Genomic DNA, 20,887 nt, shown 5'->3' on the forward strand with positions numbered 1-20,887 from the left:
CAAGCCGATCCGCTTCTCGGATCCGCTCCCGCAGGATGGGGAATTCTGGCTGAAGTACTGGATTGATGCCTACAGCTATGCCCGCGATGCGGCAGGGCCGAATTGCCATTTCTTCTGCTATGAAAACCTTCGGGAACATCCGGTCGAGACGCTTTCTGGGCTGGCCGATTGTTTGAGTATTTCGGACAAGGCCGGGTTCATCGCTAATCAGTCACAGATCCGCGCTCCGCGTCATATGCCCGATGAAGGTCCGAAAACGGACCTCGAGGCTGAAGCATTGGCCCTCTACGAAGATTTGCGTCAGCGCGCTCTTTGAGCATTCTCGATCAGGATTTCACATAAGAAGTCTTGCGCGTCATCTTGTGCTGTACCCACCCTCACAACAAAAAACTGCCCCGAAGGGCAGCCTTTCGTCATCCGGAACGGATGATACTGGGAAGCGGTAGAGGGCCTCAGGCCGCCTTGGTCTTGCGGCGGGCAGCGTAGCCCAGGCCGCCGAGGCCGAGGGCCAGCAGCGGGGCAGAGGCGGGCAGCGGGACGGCGGGGGCGCTGTCTTCGGTCTCGATGGTGAATTCGACCGTGGTGCCCGCGTAGGCGGGGTTCAGGATGAAGGCGATGTAATCGCCGGCCACCAGGTCGGCGGTCAGTGTCTCGGCACCGGCGGCGACGGGGCCGCTGAAGCCCGAGAAGAGAACGATCGAGAAACCGCCCACATCGGTGCTGAAGGAATAGGTGGTGTCTTCAGCCAGGGTGAAGGAGGTGGCGCCAGCGCCGAAGCCGGTGTTGACGGTCAGGGTCTGAACCGTGACGGCCCAGGCCGAGCTGGCAACGGTGAATGCGGCTGCAGCGACGGCTGCAAAAAGGCTTTTATTCATAACGATTACTCCTGATGAGCGGATGAACAACTGTTTCCCAAGGTAGCACGGTTTGTTGATCGAAACATTACAATGCCACCCCGGGACGATGATTTTTCTGCAGGTGCGAAGCTTTTGCGCGACTCTTCGCCGATCTCTGTCTGGTTTGCCCGGTTTGACGCCGGTTTTCAGATCTCGACCGCTGCATTTTGCGGCGTCTTGCTTAAGAAAGCGTTAATTTGACCTTGCTTCATTGGGGATTTAGGCCGCGATCCACACCGGTCCAGTGCCCCTGCCCCGGTTTTTTCCGCCCCGGACCTGGAATATTTCTCGCCTCAGGGTGGTGTCAGGTCAACCGGATTCGCCGCGATTCCCGGCCTCTTCGCCCGGAGAAATGCTGCGGTCCAGCACAGAGATCGCCAGCCAGCCGCCCAGGAACCCGCCCAGGTGCGTTTCCCAGGCCAGCTGCCCGCCCATGACGTAATACATCAGCACGTTCAGCGCGATCAGCCCCAGCACCGACAGCGTCAGCGCCCGCACCACCAGCCGCCCCGGCTCGCGGCTGTCGATCCTTTCGGTGATCGACACCACGATGACCCCGGCGGCCAGGCCGAACAGCGCACCCGAGGCGCCGACCATCGGGGTGATGCCCGTGCTCATCAGCGCATAGCCCACGGCACCGCCCAGGATCGACAGGGTATACAGCAGCAGAAACCGCCGCTGGCCCAGGCGCTCGATCAGGATCTGCCCGAGCGAGACCAGCGTCATCATGTTCAGCACCAGGTGCCACAGACCCGCATGCAGGAAGCCGTAGGTCAGGAACATCAGCGCCGGCTGGCCGGGATAGTTGGGCTTCCAGTCGCCCAGCAGCCCGGGCCAGAAGGCACCGTATTGATAGACCAGCTGGCGCAGCCGCGCGGGCGCCCCGGACCACAGGCCCAGATCGGCGGCCTGCAGCGCGGCCTCGGGCAGGATGGACAGGATCAGCAGGACGATCAGCGCCGGCTGTCTCCAGCCGCGACCCTGGGCAGGACCTTGGGCGGGACCTTGGTCAGCACGCTGGTCTGCGGGGGGCGGGGAAGCCGCCCCGCTCATGGCCGGGCCTGGCGGCTGTGGCGCGCGCTGCCCCGCATGGCTCAGGGCCGGATGTCGAAGCTGCGACCCAGGGTGACGAAGACCGCATTGCCCTGCGCCGTGCCGGCGGCGCGGTGATAGCGGCGATGCTCGACGCCGGCGCTCATCTGCCAGTCTTCGGTCAGGGCGCGGTTGTAGGTCACCGAGATCGTGCTGCGGTCGCTTTCGGCGGTGGCCCCTGCCCCGCCGTCCTCGACACGGGCAAAGCTGACGCCGAAATCAACCGAAGAGACCGCGTCGATCTCGTGGTTGTAATTGGCGTTGAGCCGGGTCGAGAGCACGTCTTCCAGCGCGTCATTGGTCGCGACGCCGCGCGACAGCGACAGCCCCATGGATCCGCGCAGCAGCTCTCGCGAGACGCTGGCGTCGGCAATGACCGAGGTCGTGCCGGCCGTCCCGCGGGTCAGGCCAAGCGACAGGCCGATCTGCATCAGCGGGGTTTCGCGGTTGTGGCGCAGCTGCAGCGTGTCGCGGCTGCCATTGGTGTCCAGGCTGCGGCTGTAGCTCAGCCCCAGTTGTCCGGTCGGCAGGGCGCGGGTGGCGCCAAGCCCGAAGGTGGTGCCTTCGCGCACGGTCGTGCCGCCGAATTGCAGGATCTCGATCCGGCTGGTGCCGACACTGGCGGTCAGCTGCATCAGCTCGCCGATGTCATGGCTGAGGCCAAGCGACAGGCTGCGCGTCTCGCGCTGTGTCGCGGCCAGGTCGCGGGCGGTGTAATCGCTACCGCTGGCGGTCAGCGTCGCCACGGTCGTGGGCGTCAGATCCAGCCGCAGGCTGGCGCTGGCGCTGTCGGTTTCCGTGTCATAGCGCGTGGTGCCGACAGTGCCGTCATAATCCAGTTCGGAGTGATCCAGCCGCAGGCTGAGCCCCAGGGGCATGTCGCGCCCGGTCTCGTAGCCCAGGCCATAGCCCAGGGCGGTCCGGGTGCCGGTCGAAGGCGTCAGGATCAGGTTGCCCGGCGCATTGGGATCTTCGATCAGGATCGGATCGCGCAGGGGATCGACGAAATCCAGATCGGCGCGGTTGTAGCGCGCGTTCAGGGTCAGGCTGCTGCGGGCCCCGGTGCGGGTATAGCCAAAGCGCAGGCTGGGATCCTCGATCGCGGACAGCGATCCGGCTGGGGCGGGAAGCCGCGCCGCCCGGGCCGTGGTCGCCGCCGAGAAGGTCAGGGTGGAATTCCGCGTCTCGCTGGTCAGATCAAAGCTGAGCTGCGTGTCAAAGACCGTGCCACGCCCGCTGGAGGGCGTGGAGAGGTTGTAGTTGCTGTCAGAGCGCAGCGAGGATTGCACGCCAAAGCGCATCTGCAACCCGCCGCTATCCTGGGCCCAGACGGGCGTCAGCGCGGCCAGGGTCAGCCCGCCGCAGCAGGTCGCGGCAATCAGCGCCTGGGATGTCCTGCGCCGACTGCCGGCAGGCGCAACAGGTCTGCCGTCGGATGGCCCGATATGGCGGCCGGCCGTCTGCCTTCCCCGCATGGAGAGCCCCCCTCAGGTTGTCCGGTTACTCAAACAGGCCGCGTTCCGGAACGACGATCACATCGCCTTCGGAAAGAACCGTGGCACCAGAGATGCCGGCGCCGGTCTTGTAGTTGTAGGTATAGACCCGCGTCTTGCCGCCCTGGGTGCGGCGCAGCTGTACGCGTTTCTGCGCCCCGAAGCGGGTGAAGCCACCGGCCTGGGCAAGCGCCTGCAGCAGGGTGGTCGAGGGGTCGACCTCGATCAGGCCGGCCTGGTTGACCTCGCCCATGATGTAGATCCGCATGGTGTCGGGGGCCGCGGGCACCAGCGGGCCCTTGTCGGCCAAGCGGGCGACGGTGACGAAGACATTGGGCTCATTCGCGAAGTTCGAGGCCAGCTTGCGGGTGATCACGGCGCGGACCTGCGACACCGACTGACCGGCGGCGCGGATGGTGCCGACCAGCGGGAAGGTGATCGTGCCATCGGGCAGCACCAGGGTGCCGCGGTTCAGGCTGCTGTCTTCCAGCACTTCGATCTGCAGCTGGTCGCCGGGCTGAATGGCGTATTGGGCCGCGGCCTTGCCCCCGGACAGGGTCAGGAAACCGGCGGCGGCGATCAGGGCCAGCATCAGGCCGGACAGAAATCTGGTCATGGAAAGATCCTCGATGTCCCTCGTTTTTTCCGCACCTTACGGGCAAAGCCCCTGTCCCGCTAGTGTCCTGCGCACCGGGATGCGGCTTTCGCAGGGTTTTTTGGCCCGAGTGACGCAGGAAAGCCGCGTTTCCCGGGGTCTGCGGCGGGCTGCGGGGATTTGAGGGTGGATCCGGGCGTGATTTCGGACGGGATTTGGCAAAAACGCGTGTTTTTGGCCCTGAGGTACCAAATCCGGCGTCAAATTTTGCGGAAAATGGGTGTTATCCTTTTGTTTCTGAAAGGTATTGTTGGTTGGGGCTGTTTCCACGAAAATTTTCGCGGACTTAACAATACTTAACACTTTTGCCCGACGCGCGAGAGCGGGATTCGACGGATTTGAGGGCGGGATCGGGTGTGGTTTCGGGGGGCGTTCAGGTCCGGGACGCGCAACAGGGTGTTTCCTGAAGTCGGGGGATCCGCTGCCCCCCTCACCCCCCTAGATACCCTTGGGCAAAGGCACCCGCCCGGCGTATACGCCGGGCAGCGCCGTCCCGCCCCCCTGGGGCGGCGCTTATGCGCCACCCCGCGGGACGGCGCTGCCCTTTGTGATGACCTCTGAGGTTGGCGGTCCGGTTTGAGGGAGACTGTGCCCCGGGGCTCCGTCCGTGATCAGGCTTCCTGCGGACGGCCCGTGCCCTCAGCGCTGACCTCTGAGGGTTGGCGCGCCGGTTTGGGGCTGGAGGTTCGCCGCGAAGATCAAGCTTCGTGGTGCCTCTTTTGGAATGAGGCTGCCCTTTGCAATGAGCCTTGGTGTGGGGAGAGCGGGTTTGAAGGGACCTGCGCGCGCCAGAAACCAAACGTCCAAAAACAGATCGCGCCCCCGGATGGGAGCGCGATCAAGGCTTGAGGTGGGACGTCAGATCCGGGGGCCGTTTGCTACGAACAGCCCCGGATCAGCCCCGGATCAGCCCAGGATCAACCCGGGGTCCGGATCACTCCGTGGTACCCGTCTCTGCCGAGCCGGGGGCCGGCAGGGCCTTCAGACCGTCGGAAATGCGCGAGGCAAGTCCCGGCGGCTGAGTGTTGGCGTCCTCAAGCAGCTGCATGGCAGTCTCATAGGCGCTGCGCGCCTCTTCGGTGCGGCCCAGGGCGGCATAGACCTCGGCCAGGTGGTAGCGGACCGTGGGGTCGCCCGGCAGGCCTTCGGCCGCGGCCTCCATCGGGGCCAGCGCTTCCTGGGCGTCGCCCTTGCGGAAGGCGATCCAGCCATAGGTGTCCTGGAAGGCGGGGGTGTTGTTGCCCTTCAGGCGGCGGGCCACGGTATAGGCGCGGTCGATGCTTTCGGGGTCGTCGCGATAGCTCGACAGCAGGCTGGCCAGGTTGTTGGCCACGACCACCAGGGTCGAATTCTGCTCGTAAAGCTTTTCGTAGATCCCGATCGCGCCGTCGATGTCGCCTGCGGCTTCCAGCTCACCGGCCTTGATCCACTGCAGGTTCAGGCTGCCGGGGTTGGCTTCCAGCGCGCGGTCCAGCGCGTTCGAGGCCTCTTCCGGCTGATCGGTGCGGCGATAGGCGTTGAACAGCGCGCTCCAGGCCTGTTCCGCCTGCGGCGCATCCTGAACCGTTTCCTCCAGCATCGGGATGCCGTCTTCGAAGTCCCCGGTGATGGTCAGCACCAGCGCGCGGATGAAGCGGGCGGCGGGATCCTCGGGGTTGGCCTCGATCAGCGCCTGCGACTGGCTCAGCGCCTCTTCGGTGCGCCCCGACAGCAGGTTGGCGCGGATCACGGCGGCGTCCGAGTTCACGTCGCCCTGCCCCAGCTGTTCAAGGAAGCTGGTCAGGTCGTCGGTCTTGCGCTGGCGGGCCAGAAGCTGGGCCTGCATCTCGTCGGCCAGGGCGGTGGCGCGGGGATCGTCCAGCTGGCGCAGCCGTTCGATGTCCTGCTCGGCCCGGGCCCAGTCTTCCATCGCCAGGTGCACGCGGCCCAGGGTCGACAGCAGGCCAAGATCCTGCGGGGCCAGGCGCAGAGAGTTGATCAGAACCTCTTCTGCGGCGCGGTATTTTTCCTGCTGTGCCAGGAAGTTGGCATAGCGGATCGAGGTCTGCGGTGCCCGGTTCGAGGCCTCGACCGCCAGCGACAGCATCTCGGCCATCAGCTCTCGGTTGCCTTCGCGTTCATAGGCGGCGGACAGCAGGGTCATGATCTCGGCGTCGCGCGGCGCTTCGGACAGGGCCGAGCGCAGGTTGACGATCGCCTCGGCGGTCTGGTCGTCCATCACCTGCCAGCTGGCCTTGAGCTTGAGCGCGCTCACATCCGAGGCATCCGCGGCCAGGACCTCTTCGACCAGCGCACGTGCAGCGACCTGGTTGCCCACGGCGCCCTGCATCTGTGCCAGCGAGACCTTGTAGCGGTTCAGCCGGTCCAGCGCCTCGCCCTCGGGGGTTTCGGTGCCCTGGGCGTCGACCAGGTCCTGCATCTCGGCAATGGCTTCCTGGGTCTTGCCGGTCGAGAAAAGGAAACCCGCGTGCAGCGCCCGGAAGGTCGCGGGATCGGCGGCCACGTCGGCAGGCTGCGGATCCATGGCCAGGGTGGTTTCCAACTCTTCCAGCGCCGGCTGCGGGCCGCGCAGTTCGGACAGGAAGCGCACCAGGGTCAGGCGCGGTTCGGGATTGTCGGCGGCCGGGTCGATGCGGTCGCGCAGCCAGGCCTCGGCCTCGTCGATGCGCTTTTCCGAGATGTACCAGCGCACCAGGGTGGCGCCGACATCGTCATCCTCGGGGAAGAGCACGACCATGCGCTTCAGCTGATCTTCGATCCCGCCCTTGTCGCCCAGCTGGCTGAGCACGGAAAAGCGGATCGCGTAAAGATCGCGGTCGGTTTCGTTGCGGGCCAGGCCCGCGTCGATGGTTTCCAGCGCTGCGCCGAAGCGCTGCTGGCGCAGCAGGTCGGCAATGACCACGCGGCGCGCCACGTCCAGGCTGTCGTCACTGGCCAGAAGCTCGGCCGCGTCACGGCCGGCGGTGCCCATGGCCTCGTCGCTTTTGTCCAGGGTCGCCTGGCGATAGGCCAGCGCGGTGCGGATCGCGGCCAGTTCGGAATCGCCGGGGGTCAGTTCCTCGGCCTTGTCCAGGTAGCGTTCGGCGTCGGTGAACTGGTTGGCCTGGAAGGCGATCAGCGCCAGTTCGCGGTTGCCGGCGGGATCCTCGGGGAAGGCTTCGACCAGGCGGCGGTAATTGTTGAAGGCGCCCTGGACGTTGCCGCGTTCCTTCTGGATCTCGGCCATCATCAGCAGCGCGTCGTGGTTCTTGGGATCCAGCTTCAGCGCATTGCGCAGCTCGATCACCGCGCGATCCGGGTCACCGGCTTCGACATATTCCACGGCAGAGGAAAGGTGTTCCTTGGCGCGGTCCTCGGCAGAGTCACACGCAGATGCCAGCAACAGCAGGGCAATAACGAAAATCTTTTTCACGAATTTGGTCCCGATTTCACACTTTGGCAGGACGGTAGCATGCCCGATCCGGGCCTCCCACCCTGAACCGTTCACATCCTGGTGCCGGCCCCCCGGCGGCACATGGTGTCATCAGGCCGCCCAGCCGGCCGTTCAATCTGGTCTGCCCGAAAGGATGTCGCATCGTTCCGGACAGGGTGCCGGTCAGAGACCGGTGCTGCGCAGCACGACCGAGACGGTCCGCCAAAGCAGACGCAGGTCGGTGCCGAAGCTGACGTCGCGGTAGTATTCCGCATCGAACAGCGCGCGATCGGCAAAGGTCGACTGGTTGCGGTCCGAGACCTGCCAGGGACCGGTGATGCCCGGACGCAGCGCGTAATAGGCCTTGCCCGGATAAAGCGCGCGCTGGCACTCCATGAAGGGGCGCGGGCCGACCAGGCTCATGTCGCCCTTCAGCACGTTGACCAGCTGCGGCAGTTCATCCAGCGAAGACTTCCGCAGGAAGTTGCCGAAGCGGGTGATCCGGGGGTCATGGCGCAGTTTCTGGTGGCTGTCCCATTCGGCGCGGGCCGCGGGGTTGGCCGCCAGGTAGTCCTCGAGCCGCTGTTCGGCATTGGGCACCATGGTGCGGATCTTGTAGATATCGTAGACCCGACCGTTCCGGCCGATGCGGCGCTGGCGGTAGATCGGGGAATGTCCGTCGAGCGAGGCCAGCACCAGGATGATCGCCATCAGCGGGATCAGGACGGGTGCAGTCAGGATGAGGGCGGCGGAAACAACGAAAATGTCGATCCCGCGCTTCAGGCGATCCGCATAAATACGGCGGCTTACCTTGTGATCCTTGCGCAGAAGGCTTCGCGGAAGCGGCTCGGCAACAGGCGTTTCACGCAGTTGAAAGGTCATAGATCAAAGATCCGTTCGTCTAAATATGGGTGCACGTCTAAAGGCCTGGTGGAACTCTGGCAACTGGGTTCCGGCGGTGTCTGCCGTGCTCTTGGTATCAAAAGTATGGGGTGCTCTGGCTGCAAGTAAACTAAATCTTTTGAGCTGAAAAAAGGCAAAAAATGTTATCCGCTTGTAATGTATGGGAAAAACCATAGGCGAGATCATGCCGCAACGCGGCATTTGCCTAGAATCGGGCAGTTTTGCTGGAACAATCGGCAGATGGGCTTCGTGATTGTTCCAGAGGCGTGAACCAAATGTGACGCGAGCATGGCAAAATGCCCCCGTGCGGTCATAGAATCGGCGCAACCAAGCGTCAGTTTGCCGCCAGCCCAAGGTCCCGGCGAAGGACCCGGCGCAGATCCGGTGCCGGCCTGGTCCTGGCAGGTTGGGGATTGGGCAGATTGAGAGGCGGTCAGGACCAGTCCTGCCCCGCAAGAGAGATTGTTTCGGCTTTTGCCCGCGCAGAATGCGGCAGAGGTCACAACTTTGCAGGAGGGCGGTCCTTTCCATGCTGCAGGCTTTAACTGCCCCCCGGGCATCCCTATACAGTTGCCAACCCGAAGGGCCTTGGTGCCGCCTGTTGCGCGCGCCGGGGGCCAACAATATCGGGCCCGAGTATTCGAGCAGGTATTTGAGCAGCGAGATCCATGTCGTCTGAAACCCTTTATGCAGACTTTTTCGGGCTGAACGAACGACCGTTCACCCTGCTGCCGGACCCCAGTTTCCTTTATTGGTCCAGCCAGCATGTCCGTGCCTTTTCCGTTCTTGAATTTGGCGTGCTGTCGCGCGCGCCCATCACGCTGATCACCGGCGAGGTCGGCGCCGGCAAGACCACGCTGGTGCAGCATCTGCTCAGCCGGCTTGATGTGGATCTGACCGTGGGGCTGATCTCGAACGCCCAGGGCGGCCGGGGTGAGCTGCTGCAATGGGTGCTCAATGCCTTTTCGATCGACCTGCCCAATGGCCAGGTCGATTACGTGCGCATGTTCCAGACGTTCCAGGATTTCCTGGTCAGCGAATACGCCGAGGGCCGGCGCGTGGTGCTGATCATCGACGAGGCGCAGAACCTGTCCGTCGAGGGCCTGGAAGAGATCCGCATGCTGACCAACGTCAATGCCAACAAGGACCACCTGATCCAGCTGATCCTGGTCGGCCAGCCCGAATTGCGCGACATCGTGCGCAAGCCTGAAATGCGCCAGCTGGCGCAGCGGGTCTCGGCCAGTTTCCACCTCAAGGAAATGGATGCCGAAACCGTGTCTGCCTATATTTCGCACCGTTTGACCAAGGCGGGCGGCACGGGCAACGAATTCACCCCCGAGGCCATGCGCATCGTGTATGAACAGACCCGTGGCGTGCCGCGCCTGGTCAACCAGTTCTGCGAATTCGCGATGATCTATGCCTGGAGCAGCGAACAAAAACGCGTCACCGAAGAGCTTGTCCGCCAGGTGCTGGACGACGGTCTTTTCTTCAGCGCGACCCCTGTTGAAAGCGAGGAACAGGTCTGATGTCGAATATCCGCTACTATATTTCCATCTTTGCCCGGCGGATGCCCTGGTTCCTGATCGTGGCCGGCCTGATCTCGGGTTTTGCGGTGGCGGTGGCGATCACCCTGCCCCCGGCCTATGTCTCCTCGACCCGGCTGCTGGTGGAAAGCTCGCAGATCCCCGGTCAGCTGGCCGCGCCCACGGTCGAGCTGTCGGGCGAGGAACGGCTGCAGATCTTCGAGACCCAGCTGCTGACCCGCGCCAACATGCTGGAAATCGCCCGCGAACTGGATGTGCTGCCCGATCAGCGCAACCTCAGCCCCGATGAAATCGTTGCCGGCATGCGCTCGCGCACCTCGATCCGCAACCAGGCGGGCCGCAACCGGGCCACGCTGATGACCATCAGTTTTGAAAGCGAGGACCCCCGCAAGGCGGCTGCGGTGCTGAATGAATACCTGACGCGGGTGCTGAACCTCGACACTGAATACCGCACCGGCCGCGCCACCCAGACCCAGCAGTTCTTCGAACAGGAAGTGCAGCGCCTGGGCGAGCAGCTGGACCAGCAAAGCGGCGAGATCCTGCGCTTCAAGACCGAACATGCCGACGCCCTGCCCGATGCCCAGGACTTCCGCCGCAACCGCCAGACGGCGCTGCAGGAACGCCTGGTCCAGACCGAGCGTGACATCTCGGAGCTGGAAGACCAGAAACAGCGGTTGGAACAGGTCTTCGTGGCCACAGGCCAGGTCCAGGCGGGCGAAGTGGGGGCCAATCGCAGCCCCGACCAGGTTGCCCTGGACGAAGCCCGCACCCAGCTGCGCGAGGCGCTGCTGATCTATTCCGAGACCAACCCCCGGGTGAAGATGCTGCAGGCGCGTGTCGACCAGCTGGCGCTGGTGGTGGCCGAAGCCCAGGTCGAGGCCGAGGGCAGCGGCACCCGCGACGCCACGGTGCCGGTGAACCCGGCGCAGACGCTTTATGAACTTCAGGTGGCCGAGCTGGACAGCAAGCTGGCCTCGCTCACCGATCAGAAACAGCGCACCGAGGTCGAGCTGGACAAGCTCGAGGATGCGATCGCCCGGACCTCGGCCAATGCCATCGCGCTTGAAGCGCTGGAGCGTGACTACACCAACATCCAGGACCAGTATAACCAGGCCTCGGCCCGGCTTGCGACCGCCTCGACCGGGGAACGGATCGAGCTTCTGTCGCGCGGCCAGCGAGTCACGGTGGTGGAACAGCCCTCGGTGCCGACCGAACCGACCAAGCCCAACCGCCTGAAGCTGGGCGCGGCCGGTGTCGGTGCGGGGATCCTGGCGGGGGCGGCGCTGATCGCCCTGCTGGAAATGCTCAACACCTCGGCCCGCCGTCCGATCGACCTGGTCAACGGGCTGGGCATCACGCCGCTGGCCACCGTGCCCTACCTGCGCACCCGGCGCGAAAAGTTCCGCCGCCGGGCCAGCCTGATCGCGGTGATCCTGGTGATCGGCGCGGCGATCCCCGCCTCGATCTACGCGGTGCACACCTATTACCAGCCCCTCGACCTGATCGCGGATCGCATCATGAACAAGCTGGGCGTGCGCGGCTGAGGCCGCCCCCGGAGAGAAGGACCCAGAGACGATGGAAAAGCTTCAGATCGCATTGGAAAAGGCCCGCGCCAGCCGGGCAGAGGCCGCCCTGGGGGAACGCGCCGCCAAGGCCGCGCCCGCCGCGACCCGCACAGCCCCCGCCGGCCGCGACGCGCTGGACGAGGCCTGGTCGGTCTTCCCCGCGCTCGACATCAACAAAAAACGCCTGGAGGCGCGCCGCCTTCTGGCCTTTGAAGGCGGGCCGGCCGCGGCGTCCTATGACCTGCTGCGCACCAAGCTGATCCAGGCCGCCAGCCGCGAAAACTGGAAACGCATCGCGGTGGTGTCCCCCGGGGCCGGTGCCGGCAAGACCACGACCATGGCCAACCTGGCCGTGTCGCTGGCGCGCCAGCCCGACCTGCGCACCATCGCGCTGGATTTCGACCTGCGCCGCCCGGCGCTGCACCAGGTGCTGGGGCAAAGCCCGTCGCAGGGCATGGTCGACGTGATCTACAACCGGGTCGGCTTTGACCAGCATGGCCGCCGCCTGAACCGCAACCTGGTCTTCGGCATGAACGACCGCGCGGTGCGCAATTCCTCCGAGGTGCTGCAAAGCCACCAGACCGAGGAACTGCTGAGCGCGCTGGAGGAGACCTTCCAGCCCGATTACATGCTTTTCGACATGCCCCCGATGCTGGCCGCCGACGATGCCTATGGCTTCCTCACACACGTGGATGCGGCGCTGATCGTGGTCGAGGCCGAGAAGACCCCGATGGCCCAGGTCGACGTGGTCGAGCGCCAGATCTCCGAGGTCACGGGCGTGCTGGGCGTGGTTCTGAACAAGTGCAATTACACCGATGGCGTCTATGCCTCGGACTATGGATATTATTGAGCTGACGGATCTGTCCGGGTCCCGGACCCGGGCCTGAAAGGAATTTGAGATGCAGATCGACACCACCGCATTGGACGGTGTTTACGTGATCACGCCGAAACGCTTCGGCGATGCGCGGGGCTTCTTCTCGGAAAGCTGGAACCGCAAGGCCCTGCTGGCCGAGGGCCTGGAGCTGCCCGAGTTCGTGCAGGACAACCATTCCATGTCGGCCCAGACCGGCACCATCCGGGGCCTGCACTTCCAGTCGCCCCCCCATGCCCAAGGCAAGCTGGTGCGCTGCGGCCGCGGCCGCCTGTTCGACGTGGCCGTGGACGTGCGCAGGGGCTCTCCCAGCTATGGCAAATGGATCGGAGAGGAGCTGTCCTTCGACAATGGCCGCCAGCTCTGGATTCCGGCCGGTTTCCTGCATGGCTTCCTGACCTTGGAGCCGGATACCGAGATCATCTACAAATGCACCGACCATTACGCGCCTGCGTGTGACGGCGCGGTCAGATGGGACAGCTGCGGCGTGGACTGGCCGATTTCCCCTGAAACAGAGCCGCTTTTGTCGGAAAAAGACGCTGCCGCTCAGGTGCTGGCGGAGTTCGACAGCCCGTTTGTCTGGGGGGATGCGCAATGAAACTCCTCATCACCGGCGGGGCCGGGTTCATCGGGTCCGCCGTCGTGCGGCTGGCCATGGCGCGGGGGCACGAGGTGGTGAACCTCGATGCGCTGACCTATGCCGCTTGTCTGGACAACGTGGCGAGCGTGGCGGATCAGCCGGGCTATGTCTTTGAACAGGCCGACATCCGCGATCTGCCCGCGCTGAAACGCATCTTTGCCGAACATCAGCCCGATGCGGTCATGCATCTGGCGGCGGAATCCCATGTGGACCGCTCGATCGACGGGCCGGGGGCCTTTATCGAAACCAACGTCATGGGCACCTACAATATGCTCGAGGCCGCGCGCGAGTATTGGATCGCGCAGGGCCGGCCCGAGGGCTTCCGATTCCACCATATCTCGACCGATGAGGTCTTCGGCTCTCTCCCCGCCGATCCGAGCGTGATGTTCACCGAAGACACCGCCTATGATCCGCGCTCGCCCTATTCGGCGTCCAAGGCGTCCTCGGATCACCTGGTCCGTGCCTGGCACGAGACCTACGGGCTTCCCGTGGTCCTGACCAATTGTTCCAACAATTACGGTCCCTTCCACTTCCCCGAAAAGCTGATCCCCGTGGTCATCCTGAACGCGCTGGCCGGCAAGCCGCTGCCGATCTATGGCAAGGGCGAAAACATCCGCGACTGGCTTTATGTCGAGGATCACGCCGACGCGCTGCTGCTGGTGGTCGAGAAGGGCGCGCTTGGCCGCAGCTACAATATCGGCGGCGAGAATGAGCGCACGAACCTCGACCTGGTCAAGACGCTCTGCGGGATCCTGGATGCGAAACGCCCCCGGGCGGATGGTAAGCCTTACGCCGAGCAGATCACCTTTGTCACCGACCGCCCCGGCCATGACGCGCGCTATGCGATCGACCCGTCGCGCATCCGCGATGAACTGGGCTGGCGGCCTTCAGTGACGGTGGAAGAAGGGCTGGACCGGACGGTCCAGTGGTATCTTGAGAACGAAGACTGGTGGCGTGCGCTTCAGGAGCGTGACGGGGTTGGTGAACGGCTGGGGAAAAGCGCCTGATGCCCATCCTGAGAATTGAGGAAAAGCTTGTCTATTTCGCGCATGTGCCTAAATGCGCGGGAACTTCGGTCGAGGAATATGCAATTAAGCGCTTCGGTCCTATTGCTCTTCAAGATCGGCGCTTTTTCGACTTGTCTCCTGTGACCCGCTGGAGCCGAACGTCACCACAACACATTGACGCGGCTTCTTTGGAGCGACTGTTCCCCCGGGAATTTTTTGTCGATGGTTTTACGATTGTACGACATCCGGTTCACCGTCTCATTAGTGCTTTCCGGCACGCGCAGCGCCATCGGGGTTTAACATGGGTCGGATTTCCGAAATTCATGGAAAGGCTTGAACGGGATAGAAATCAGGATCCATTCTGTTTTGACAACCATTTCAGACCAATGAGTGATCTGGTGCCTGATTGGACTACGACAGTTTTGAAGCTGGAAGATGGTGAAGCGCCGATCATTGCTTATTTTGATCGGTTGGCCGGCAATCAGGATGGGCCGCGGGCTTTACCTCATGCGCAAAAAGGCCATGAAACGGTCGAACCGGCCAAGGGCCTACGTGGCTTCAAGCGCATGAAAGAGCGTCCATCGGTGCCTTTGCTTACGGAAGAATTGTGTCGTCGGATCCATGCCGTCTACCGCGAGGATTACGAGCGTTTCGGCTATGGATGGGATGATATTTTACATGAAAAGACAGTGATATGACCCTCCTCGTCTTCGGCAAAACCGGCCAGGTCGCCACCGAACTTGCCCGCCTTGCGCCTGATGCGATCTTCCTAGGCCGCGATCAGGCGGATCTGTCGGATCCGCAGGCCTGCGTGCAGGCGATCCGCGCCCATGCGCCGAGCGCGGTGATCAATGCCGCCGCCTGGACCGCCGTCGACAAGGCCGAGGATCACGAGGCCGAGGCGCTGGTTATCAATGGCGATACGCCGACGGCGCTGGCCGTCGAATGCGCCGCGCGGGACATTCCCTTCGTGCATATCTCGACCGATTACGTCTTTGCGGGCGACGGAACGACCCCCTGGACCCCCGAGGATGTGGTGAACCCGGCCAATGCCTATGGCCGCACGAAACTGGCCGGAGAGGATGGCATCCGCGCCGCCGGCGGGCGCTTTGCGATCCTGCGCACGTCGTGGGTGTTTTCCGCCCATGGGGCGAACTTCGTGAAGACCATGCTGCGTCTGTCCGAGACGCGCGATGCGCTGAGCATCGTCGGCGATCAGATCGGCGGCCCGACCCCTGCGGCGGATATCGCCGGGGCCTGCCTGCGGATTGCAGAAGTGCTGCAAAACAGACCCGAAACCAGCGGAACCTACCATTTTTCCGGGGCACCGGACGTCTCCTGGGCCGATTTCGCCCAGGCGATCTTTGATCAGGCTGGGCGGTCCGTCACCGTGACAGAAATCCCCACGGCCCAATACCCCACCCCCGCCGCGCGACCGCTGAATTCCCGCATGGACTGCGGCGCGCTTCATGCGGCATTTGATATTGAAAGGCCCGACTGGGCCCGCGGCCTGCGCGCCGTCCTGACAGATCTGGGAGCATTGAAATGACCAAACGCAAGGGCATCATCCTGGCCGGGGGCTCGGGGACGCGGCTCTATCCGATCACCATGGGCGTCTCGAAGCAGCTGCTGCCGCTTTATGACAAGCCGATGATCTACTACCCGCTGACGGTGCTGATGTTCGCCGGCATCCGAGAGATCCTGATCATCACCACTCCCGACGACCAGGCCCAGTTTCAGCGTCTTCTGGGCGATGGATCGCAATGGGGGCTGTCGCTGTCCTACGTTGTCCAGCCCTCGCCCGATGGTCTGGCGCAGGCCTATCTTCTGGCCGAGGATTTCCTGGACGGCGCGCCTTCGGCCATGGTGCTGGGCGACAATATCTTCTTTGGCGTGGGCCTGCCCAAGCTGCTGGCCTCGGCCGATGCCAAGCCCCAGGGCGGCACGGTCTTTGGCTATCACGTGGCTGATCCCGAGCGTTACGGCGTGGTGGACTTCGCCCCCGACGGCACGGTGAAGGAGATCATCGAGAAACCGCCCGTGCCGCCTTCGGATTACGCGGTGACGGGGCTGTATTTCCTGGATGGCACGGCGCCCGAGCGCGCCAAGGCGGTCACTCCTTCGGATCGCGGAGAGCTTGAGATCGTGACGCTGCTGCAGATGTACCTGGACGACGGTCTTCTGTCGGTGGAACGGATGGGCCGCGGCTATGCCTGGCTGGACACCGGCACCCATGCCTCGCTTCTGGATGCGGGCAACTTCGTGCGGACCCTGACGATGCGCCAGGGCCTCCAGGTCGGCAGCCCCGACGAGATCGCCTATGAACAGGGCTGGATCGACGACGAGGGGTTGATGCGCCGCGCCGCGCTGTTTGGCAAAACGGAGTACGGCAAGTACCTGGCGCGGCTGGCGGGGAAGTGACGCAACGCACGGTCGCTTAAGGGGTCGTAAACCGGTTCGGAGCATAAGCACCGGACCCGCGTTTGACCCCGAAAGGATGCGCCGATGCCCCAGGATCCCTTCGCCGGCACCCAGTCCGGCCTGCAAAGCCCCGCCCTGCATATCGAGGCGATCACCCCAGACGACACGACCGACCTTGCGCGGGTGACCCGTGCGATCAACGTCGCTCAGGCGGGAACCCTGCGCGTGATCACGGCCACTGGTGTAACGGGCGATGTGCATGTGGCGGCCGGCGTGGCCTTCCCCCTGCGCGTGCGCCGGGTTCTGGCGACAGGCACGACGGCCCTGGGGATCGTGGGGCTGTCGTAGGTCAGTAGGTCAGATAGACCGCCACGGCCGTCAGCAGGATGGCCACGACCCAGAGCACCTGCCGTGCGGCGTAACCTTCGCCCAAGAGCGGCCGGATCAGCCAGATCGTATAGGGTGCCGAACTGAGAGGCGTGAGCGCCACTGCGAGAAGCGCGCCAGGTACCTCTGCCACTGCAAAAGCTGCAGGTAGAAGAGACACGACGACAACAGCGCGTATACCGGAGACAACCATCATAGCCCGGCTGTTTCCGTGATTCAGAATGAGCATGTTCATTGAGTCGAAGCGCAGTGTCAGAAAGCCTAGGCTAAGAAGTGTCAGATAGTGACCCGCTGTCTGATAACTTCCGGTATAAAGAAGATTGATGAAAGGCTCTCCAAAGAAAAACATCGCGATGAAGGCTAAAATGCAAAGGCCGTCAAATACACGCTGAAACCGCTTGAACAAAGAAGGTGCGTCATTTGGACGGACTCTCAACACCTCACCGATAGCAGCAAAGCCAACGCCTTGGGATAGGCGGTTCAATAATGTTTGACCGGCAGAAATCCACACCAATGCAATAGCATAAAGCCCAAATTCTGCCGACTCCAGAAAGCTGGCCAAAATAAATTTATCGGCATTTGTTGCTGCGAATGTTAACGTGGAGGAGGCCATCAGGAATTTCCCAAAATTCCAAATGCGGTTAGATATTTCTTGGTTTGGCTTCCAAGCCATCCTTGGACCTTGAAATACCAAATGTGAAATAAGTGTCTTCACTAATTGCCCCAAGGTGGTGCCAATGATCAGGGACCACACTGAAGGCCAAAAATACGCGATAGAAACCTGTACTACGAGTGCCGAAAATTGACCCGCAATCTGAACTGCAGCAGATCGCCCGTTGTGAAATAGACGCGATGCTAAAAATTGGTTGGTGGATTTCAGTGCATCCAGAAAGGGCACAAGGGTAATAGCTGCCAAAAGGAAAGGAAGTTGCGGGTCTGCATAGACCGTACCTTCCGGGGCATAATGCGGCGCAAACAAACCTGTCAGGACCGCAGTCAGAAAAATTCCTGCAGCAATCAGGCTGCCGCGATAAATCTGGAGAACCCATGCTGCACGCAAATAGTGCGTAGTATTTCCATCTGCATCTCGAATGACAGAACGTTGAATTCCGATATCGCTCAGCAAGGTAAAGGCTGTGACGATAGTCATTACAAAAGACATCAAGCCGAACGCTTCAGGAACCAGAAGCCGCGTCATGATCAAGTTGCTGCCTAGGCGCATCAGGTTCCCAAGAACAACTTGGAAAAGCTGCCACCCGCCCGCTTTCACGGTGCGCTTTTTCAGGCTGCCCTGTGGCTCTGCGCTCATCTCTGCCTCACTTGTATTCGATCAACCCCGACCGGCGGCCCGACAGCCGGCTCCGGTGGTATTGGAGTACGCCCTGGGTCTCGGCGAACTTGCCGACAGTCAGAAGCCAGGCGCGTTCCCAGGCCTCCCCGCCGCCGCCCGAGCGCAGGGCCAGCCGGGCGATCTGTAGCGGATAGATCAGCACCAGCGCCAGGGCCCAGGGGCTGACCAGCAGCGCCAGCGCCAGAATCACCAGGGGCAGCACCAGCCCCCAAAGCAGCACGCGGCGGACCTGCGGCACGCTGTGGCGTTCCGGCGGGGCCCCGTGCATCGCGGCCCCCTCGGCCCAGGCGTGGCCGCCCCGCTTGGCGCGTTTCCAGAACTGGCCAAAACGCATCATCGCGGCGTCGTGCAGGGTCATCTCGGCATCCAAGCGCCAGATCTCCCAGCCCTTGGCGCGCAGGCGGACGCACATCTCGGGCTCCTCCCCCGCGATCAGCGTAGGATCATAGCCGCCGACTTCCTCCAATGCTTCCATCCGCATCAGAGCATCCCCGCCGCAAGAACGCGTCTTGCCCAGGGGCGTGTCCCATTCGAAGTCGCACAGCCGGTTGTAGATCGAGGCCTCGGGGAAGCGTTCGCGGCGCCGGCCACAGGCGACAGCGGCCTGGGGGTTGGCCACAAGGAAGGCCCGGGCCGTGGCGATCCAGCCGGGCTGCAATTCGCAATCGCCGTCGATGAATTGCACCAGATCGGGCGTTTTTCCCTGACGTAGAGCCTCAATTCCCGCATTGCGCGCCCGCGCGGCGGTAAACGGCTTGCTCATGTCGAGCGCCACGACCTCGGCCCCCGCGGCCCGCGCTGCCTCGACCGAGCCATCGGTGGAGCCGCTGTCCACATAGACCACCCGGTCCAGATCCTTGACCGAGGCGAGGGAGGCCAGCAGCCGCGCCCCTTCGTTGCGCCCGATGAGGATGGCGGCGATCACCGGCTCAGTCATTCGGGCGCTCATTCACGGTCTCGCTCGCGGTCCCATTCCGGGCATCCTCCGCGCCCTCATGGCCGGGCCGCATCTTCAGGACCCGCGCGGGAATACCCCCGGCCACGGCCCCGGCGGGCACATGGCGGGTCACCACGGCATTGGCCCCGATCACCGCGCCCTCGCCCACATGCACCGATCCGACGATCACCGCGCCGGCCCCGATCTCGACACCCTTGCCGATGACGGGACGGTTCTGCAGACCCGAGAGCCCGGCAATCCCGAAGGTGGTGTTCTGCCGGATGATCACGTCGTCGCCGATGGCCTGGGCCACCAGGATCATGCCGCCGAAGTGCTCCAGCCGGACACGGCGGCCGACGCGCACCGTATAGGGCAGGAAGATGCCGCCCATCCATTCCGTCAGCTTGGCCATCAGCCGATAGATCAGCGTGGCCAGCACACGGGCGGGCTTGGGCAGGCCCATGCGCCAATTGCCGAAGCGGTGCCAGAACAGCGCCCAGAACCCCTGGGACAGGGGATCGCTGTCATGGGTGCGATAATCCTCGGCCACCAGCGACCAGAAGGACAGACCCTTGGGGTTTTCATTGGAAACCCCTAGATTAGGGTCGAATAGCGCCGGATCGACGCCGGCGGGCAGGTCCCTTGGGGCAAGCTCAGCCATGCGGGGCCCCCGCGATCAGCGGGCGCATCACGTGACGCCAGAAATCGGGATAGAAGTTGCGCGGGGCCTTGGGGGCCTGTCCGCGTAGCGGCGCGATTACATAGTTCAGACCGGCCCCGGCCATCCAGGCCAGCCCCGACAGGATCGCCCCGCCCCGTCCATGGGTCTTGGCGTGGTAATGGCGCCAGCTGTCGTACCAGTAGGCCGGCCTTGCGCGACGCTCGGTCCGGCTGCTTTTCTGATCGGTCGCGGCCCCTTCGGCATGGATCACCCGCGCCTGCGGCACATAGAGGATCGTCCAGCCCGCCTGTCTGGCGCGATGCATCAGCTCGACCTCTTCATAATAGAGGAAGAAGACCGGATCGAAGAACCCGATCTCTTGCAGCATGGAAAACCGCATCAGCACCGCGGCACCGGCAACCCAATCGACCGGCCCTTCGGGCTGATCGGGGGGAAGCGCGACCTCGACCGTCCTGAACAGCCGGCTGATCGGCCCGAAGTTCACCGCATGGGCAAAATCCGCCCGGGCCGAAGGGAACCTGAAGGCCGCCGTCACGGGGCGCCCCCCCGGCAGGGAAATCCCCGCCCCCGCCATGCCGATGCGCGCATCGGCCTCGGCGCGGGCCAGGAGGATCGACAGCACGTCGTTTTCCAGCTGCGCATCGGGGTTCAGCAGAAAGACGTAATCGGGCGGTGTGCCTTGGGCGGCAAGCCGGTCCAGCACGACATTGTTGCCCCGCCCGAAGCCGTGGTTTTCAGTCTCTAGATAAAGCGAAACCCGCGTGCCCCAGCCCCTGTCCGCATGTGCCTGCGACAGGACCGCCGCATCCCCCGAGGGCGAGGCATTGTCGACCAGGTGCACCTGCGCCTCATAGCCCTTTGCCCCTTCGGCCTGCTGCTGCGCCAGCACGCTGTCGACGGCCTGAATGGTCAGGTCGGCCGTGCCGTAATTGACGATGATTACGGCGATGGAACGGGGGGGCTGGGGCATGGGAAAAAAGAAGGTCAAACGTCTGAAACTGCTGTTCGGGTGTCTAGCAGGTTTCCATGAC

The 20,887-nt window shown here is 63.7% G+C and carries 20 protein-coding genes; 10 read left to right on the plus strand and 10 right to left on the minus strand.

Going from position 1 to position 20,887, the window contains the following annotated elements:
- Window positions 1-316 (plus strand): hypothetical protein (locus BMX99_RS19780; RefSeq protein ID WP_175480278.1); only part of this gene is annotated, 316 nt, incomplete at its 5' end.
- Between the two features lie 136 nt (window positions 317-452).
- On the opposite strand, the gene BMX99_RS18315 is transcribed toward BMX99_RS19780, so the two are convergent.
- The 6 genes from BMX99_RS18315 to BMX99_RS18340 all read right to left on the minus strand — a co-directional run bounded on the left by BMX99_RS18315 (window position 453) and on the right by BMX99_RS18340 (window position 8,430).
- Window positions 453-875, minus strand: coding sequence for a VPLPA-CTERM sorting domain-containing protein (locus tag BMX99_RS18315; RefSeq protein WP_093455031.1), 423 nt, complete (start codon window positions 873-875; stop codon window positions 453-455).
- A gap of 330 nt (window positions 876-1,205) precedes the next feature.
- Window positions 1,206-1,949, minus strand: a complete 744-nt coding sequence (locus BMX99_RS18320; protein WP_093455032.1) for a rhomboid family intramembrane serine protease — start codon at window positions 1,947-1,949, stop codon at window positions 1,206-1,208.
- 41 nt (window positions 1,950-1,990) lie between these two features.
- On the minus strand, window positions 1,991-3,463 hold the full coding sequence (locus BMX99_RS18325; RefSeq protein ID WP_093455033.1) for a hypothetical protein: 1,473 nt from the start codon (window positions 3,461-3,463) through the stop codon (window positions 1,991-1,993).
- 25 nt (window positions 3,464-3,488) lie between these two features.
- Window positions 3,489-4,097 (minus strand): polysaccharide biosynthesis/export family protein, encoded by a 609-nt coding sequence (locus BMX99_RS18330; RefSeq protein ID WP_244525693.1) that lies wholly within the window; start codon window positions 4,095-4,097, stop codon window positions 3,489-3,491.
- Between the two features lie 973 nt (window positions 4,098-5,070).
- Entirely contained in the window at window positions 5,071-7,548 is a 2,478-nt protein-coding gene (locus BMX99_RS18335; protein WP_170848868.1) for a tetratricopeptide repeat protein, read from the minus strand.
- A gap of 183 nt (window positions 7,549-7,731) precedes the next feature.
- On the minus strand, window positions 7,732-8,430 hold the full coding sequence (locus tag BMX99_RS18340) for a sugar transferase (protein ID WP_093455035.1): 699 nt from the start codon (window positions 8,428-8,430) through the stop codon (window positions 7,732-7,734).
- A gap of 689 nt (window positions 8,431-9,119) precedes the next feature.
- On the opposite strand from BMX99_RS18340, the gene BMX99_RS18345 reads away from it, so the two are divergent.
- The 9 genes from BMX99_RS18345 to BMX99_RS18385 all read left to right on the plus strand — a co-directional run bounded on the left by BMX99_RS18345 (window position 9,120) and on the right by BMX99_RS18385 (window position 16,847).
- Window positions 9,120-9,977 carry an ExeA family protein gene (locus tag BMX99_RS18345; RefSeq protein ID WP_093455036.1) on the plus strand — a complete coding sequence of 286 codons (858 nt, stop codon included), beginning with the start codon at window positions 9,120-9,122 and terminating at the stop codon, window positions 9,975-9,977.
- A complete protein-coding gene (locus BMX99_RS18350; protein ID WP_093455037.1) occupies window positions 9,977-11,539 on the plus strand; it encodes a GumC family protein in 1,563 nt (520 codons plus the stop codon). Before BMX99_RS18345 ends, BMX99_RS18350 begins: the two co-directional genes overlap by 1 nt.
- 31 nt (window positions 11,540-11,570) lie before the next feature.
- Entirely contained in the window at window positions 11,571-12,410 is an 840-nt protein-coding gene (locus BMX99_RS18355; protein ID WP_093455038.1) for a tyrosine-protein kinase family protein, read from the plus strand.
- Between the two features lie 49 nt (window positions 12,411-12,459).
- On the plus strand, window positions 12,460-13,029 hold the full coding sequence (gene rfbC, locus BMX99_RS18360; RefSeq protein ID WP_093455039.1) for a dTDP-4-dehydrorhamnose 3,5-epimerase: 570 nt from the start codon (window positions 12,460-12,462) through the stop codon (window positions 13,027-13,029).
- Window positions 13,026-14,078, plus strand: coding sequence for a dTDP-glucose 4,6-dehydratase (gene rfbB / locus BMX99_RS18365; RefSeq protein ID WP_093455040.1), 1,053 nt, complete (start codon window positions 13,026-13,028; stop codon window positions 14,076-14,078). The genes rfbC and rfbB overlap by 4 nt, the downstream gene beginning before the upstream one ends.
- A complete protein-coding gene (locus tag BMX99_RS18370; RefSeq protein ID WP_093455041.1) occupies window positions 14,078-14,776 on the plus strand; it encodes a sulfotransferase family 2 domain-containing protein in 699 nt (232 codons plus the stop codon). The genes rfbB and BMX99_RS18370 overlap by 1 nt, the downstream gene beginning before the upstream one ends.
- Window positions 14,773-15,627: a dTDP-4-dehydrorhamnose reductase gene (gene rfbD / locus BMX99_RS18375; protein WP_093455042.1), complete on the plus strand. Its 855-nt coding sequence runs from the start codon at window positions 14,773-14,775 to the stop codon at window positions 15,625-15,627. Before BMX99_RS18370 ends, rfbD begins: the two co-directional genes overlap by 4 nt.
- Complete coding sequence (gene rfbA, locus BMX99_RS18380) at window positions 15,624-16,499, plus strand: glucose-1-phosphate thymidylyltransferase RfbA (RefSeq protein WP_093455043.1); 876 nt, start codon at window positions 15,624-15,626, stop codon at window positions 16,497-16,499. Before rfbD ends, rfbA begins: the two co-directional genes overlap by 4 nt.
- A gap of 84 nt (window positions 16,500-16,583) precedes the next feature.
- A complete protein-coding gene (locus BMX99_RS18385) occupies window positions 16,584-16,847 on the plus strand; it encodes a spike base protein, RCAP_Rcc01079 family (protein WP_093455044.1) in 264 nt (87 codons plus the stop codon).
- A 1-nt stretch (window position 16,848) separates the two neighbouring features.
- Here BMX99_RS18385 and BMX99_RS18390 read toward each other — a convergent pair whose 3' ends face one another.
- The 4 genes from BMX99_RS18390 to BMX99_RS18405 are packed head-to-tail and all read right to left on the minus strand — an operon-like array spanning window position 16,849 to window position 20,826.
- Window positions 16,849-18,195 (minus strand): oligosaccharide flippase family protein, encoded by a 1,347-nt coding sequence (locus BMX99_RS18390; protein ID WP_093455045.1) that lies wholly within the window; start codon window positions 18,193-18,195, stop codon window positions 16,849-16,851.
- A 7-nt stretch (window positions 18,196-18,202) separates the two neighbouring features.
- Entirely contained in the window at window positions 18,203-19,174 is a 972-nt protein-coding gene (locus tag BMX99_RS18395; protein ID WP_244525694.1) for a glycosyltransferase family 2 protein, read from the minus strand.
- On the minus strand, window positions 19,167-19,835 hold the full coding sequence (locus tag BMX99_RS18400) for a serine O-acetyltransferase (RefSeq protein ID WP_093455047.1): 669 nt from the start codon (window positions 19,833-19,835) through the stop codon (window positions 19,167-19,169). Before BMX99_RS18400 ends, BMX99_RS18395 begins: the two co-directional genes overlap by 8 nt.
- Window positions 19,828-20,826: a glycosyltransferase family 2 protein gene (locus tag BMX99_RS18405; protein ID WP_170848869.1), complete on the minus strand. Its 999-nt coding sequence runs from the start codon at window positions 20,824-20,826 to the stop codon at window positions 19,828-19,830. Before BMX99_RS18405 ends, BMX99_RS18400 begins: the two co-directional genes overlap by 8 nt.
- Between the last annotated feature and the right edge of the window lie 61 nt (window positions 20,827-20,887).

The organism is Pseudooceanicola nitratireducens (assembly GCF_900109195.1).
In the GTDB taxonomy this organism is placed as follows: domain Bacteria; phylum Pseudomonadota; class Alphaproteobacteria; order Rhodobacterales; family Rhodobacteraceae; genus Pseudooceanicola; species Pseudooceanicola nitratireducens.

Bases quoted from the DNA above. Each gene is read 5' to 3' on its own strand.
- rfbA (WP_093455043.1), top strand. From the start codon at position 15,624: ATGACCAAACGCAAGGGCATCATCCTGGCCGGGGGCTCGGGGACGCGG.
- BMX99_RS18385 (WP_093455044.1), top strand. From the start codon at position 16,584: ATGCCCCAGGATCCCTTCGCCGGCACCCAGTCCGGCCTGCAAAGCCCC.
- BMX99_RS18405 (WP_170848869.1), bottom strand. From the start codon at position 20,826: ATGCCCCAGCCCCCCCGTTCCATCGCCGTAATCATCGTCAATTACGGC.
- rfbD (WP_093455042.1), top strand. From the start codon at position 14,773: ATGACCCTCCTCGTCTTCGGCAAAACCGGCCAGGTCGCCACCGAACTT.
- BMX99_RS18320 (WP_093455032.1), bottom strand. From the start codon at position 1,949: ATGAGCGGGGCGGCTTCCCCGCCCCCCGCAGACCAGCGTGCTGACCAA.
- rfbB (WP_093455040.1), top strand. From the start codon at position 13,026: ATGAAACTCCTCATCACCGGCGGGGCCGGGTTCATCGGGTCCGCCGTC.
- BMX99_RS18370 (WP_093455041.1), top strand. From the start codon at position 14,078: ATGCCCATCCTGAGAATTGAGGAAAAGCTTGTCTATTTCGCGCATGTG.
- BMX99_RS18350 (WP_093455037.1), top strand. From the start codon at position 9,977: ATGTCGAATATCCGCTACTATATTTCCATCTTTGCCCGGCGGATGCCC.
- BMX99_RS18355 (WP_093455038.1), top strand. From the start codon at position 11,571: ATGGAAAAGCTTCAGATCGCATTGGAAAAGGCCCGCGCCAGCCGGGCA.
- BMX99_RS18395 (WP_244525694.1), bottom strand. From the start codon at position 19,174: ATGACTGAGCCGGTGATCGCCGCCATCCTCATCGGGCGCAACGAAGGG.
- BMX99_RS18330 (WP_244525693.1), bottom strand. From the start codon at position 4,097: ATGACCAGATTTCTGTCCGGCCTGATGCTGGCCCTGATCGCCGCCGCC.
- BMX99_RS18340 (WP_093455035.1), bottom strand. From the start codon at position 8,430: ATGACCTTTCAACTGCGTGAAACGCCTGTTGCCGAGCCGCTTCCGCGA.
- BMX99_RS18325 (WP_093455033.1), bottom strand. From the start codon at position 3,463: ATGCGGGGAAGGCAGACGGCCGGCCGCCATATCGGGCCATCCGACGGC.
- BMX99_RS18390 (WP_093455045.1), bottom strand. From the start codon at position 18,195: ATGAGCGCAGAGCCACAGGGCAGCCTGAAAAAGCGCACCGTGAAAGCG.
- rfbC (WP_093455039.1), top strand. From the start codon at position 12,460: ATGCAGATCGACACCACCGCATTGGACGGTGTTTACGTGATCACGCCG.
- BMX99_RS18315 (WP_093455031.1), bottom strand. From the start codon at position 875: ATGAATAAAAGCCTTTTTGCAGCCGTCGCTGCAGCCGCATTCACCGTT.
- BMX99_RS18345 (WP_093455036.1), top strand. From the start codon at position 9,120: ATGTCGTCTGAAACCCTTTATGCAGACTTTTTCGGGCTGAACGAACGA.
- BMX99_RS18400 (WP_093455047.1), bottom strand. From the start codon at position 19,835: ATGGCTGAGCTTGCCCCAAGGGACCTGCCCGCCGGCGTCGATCCGGCG.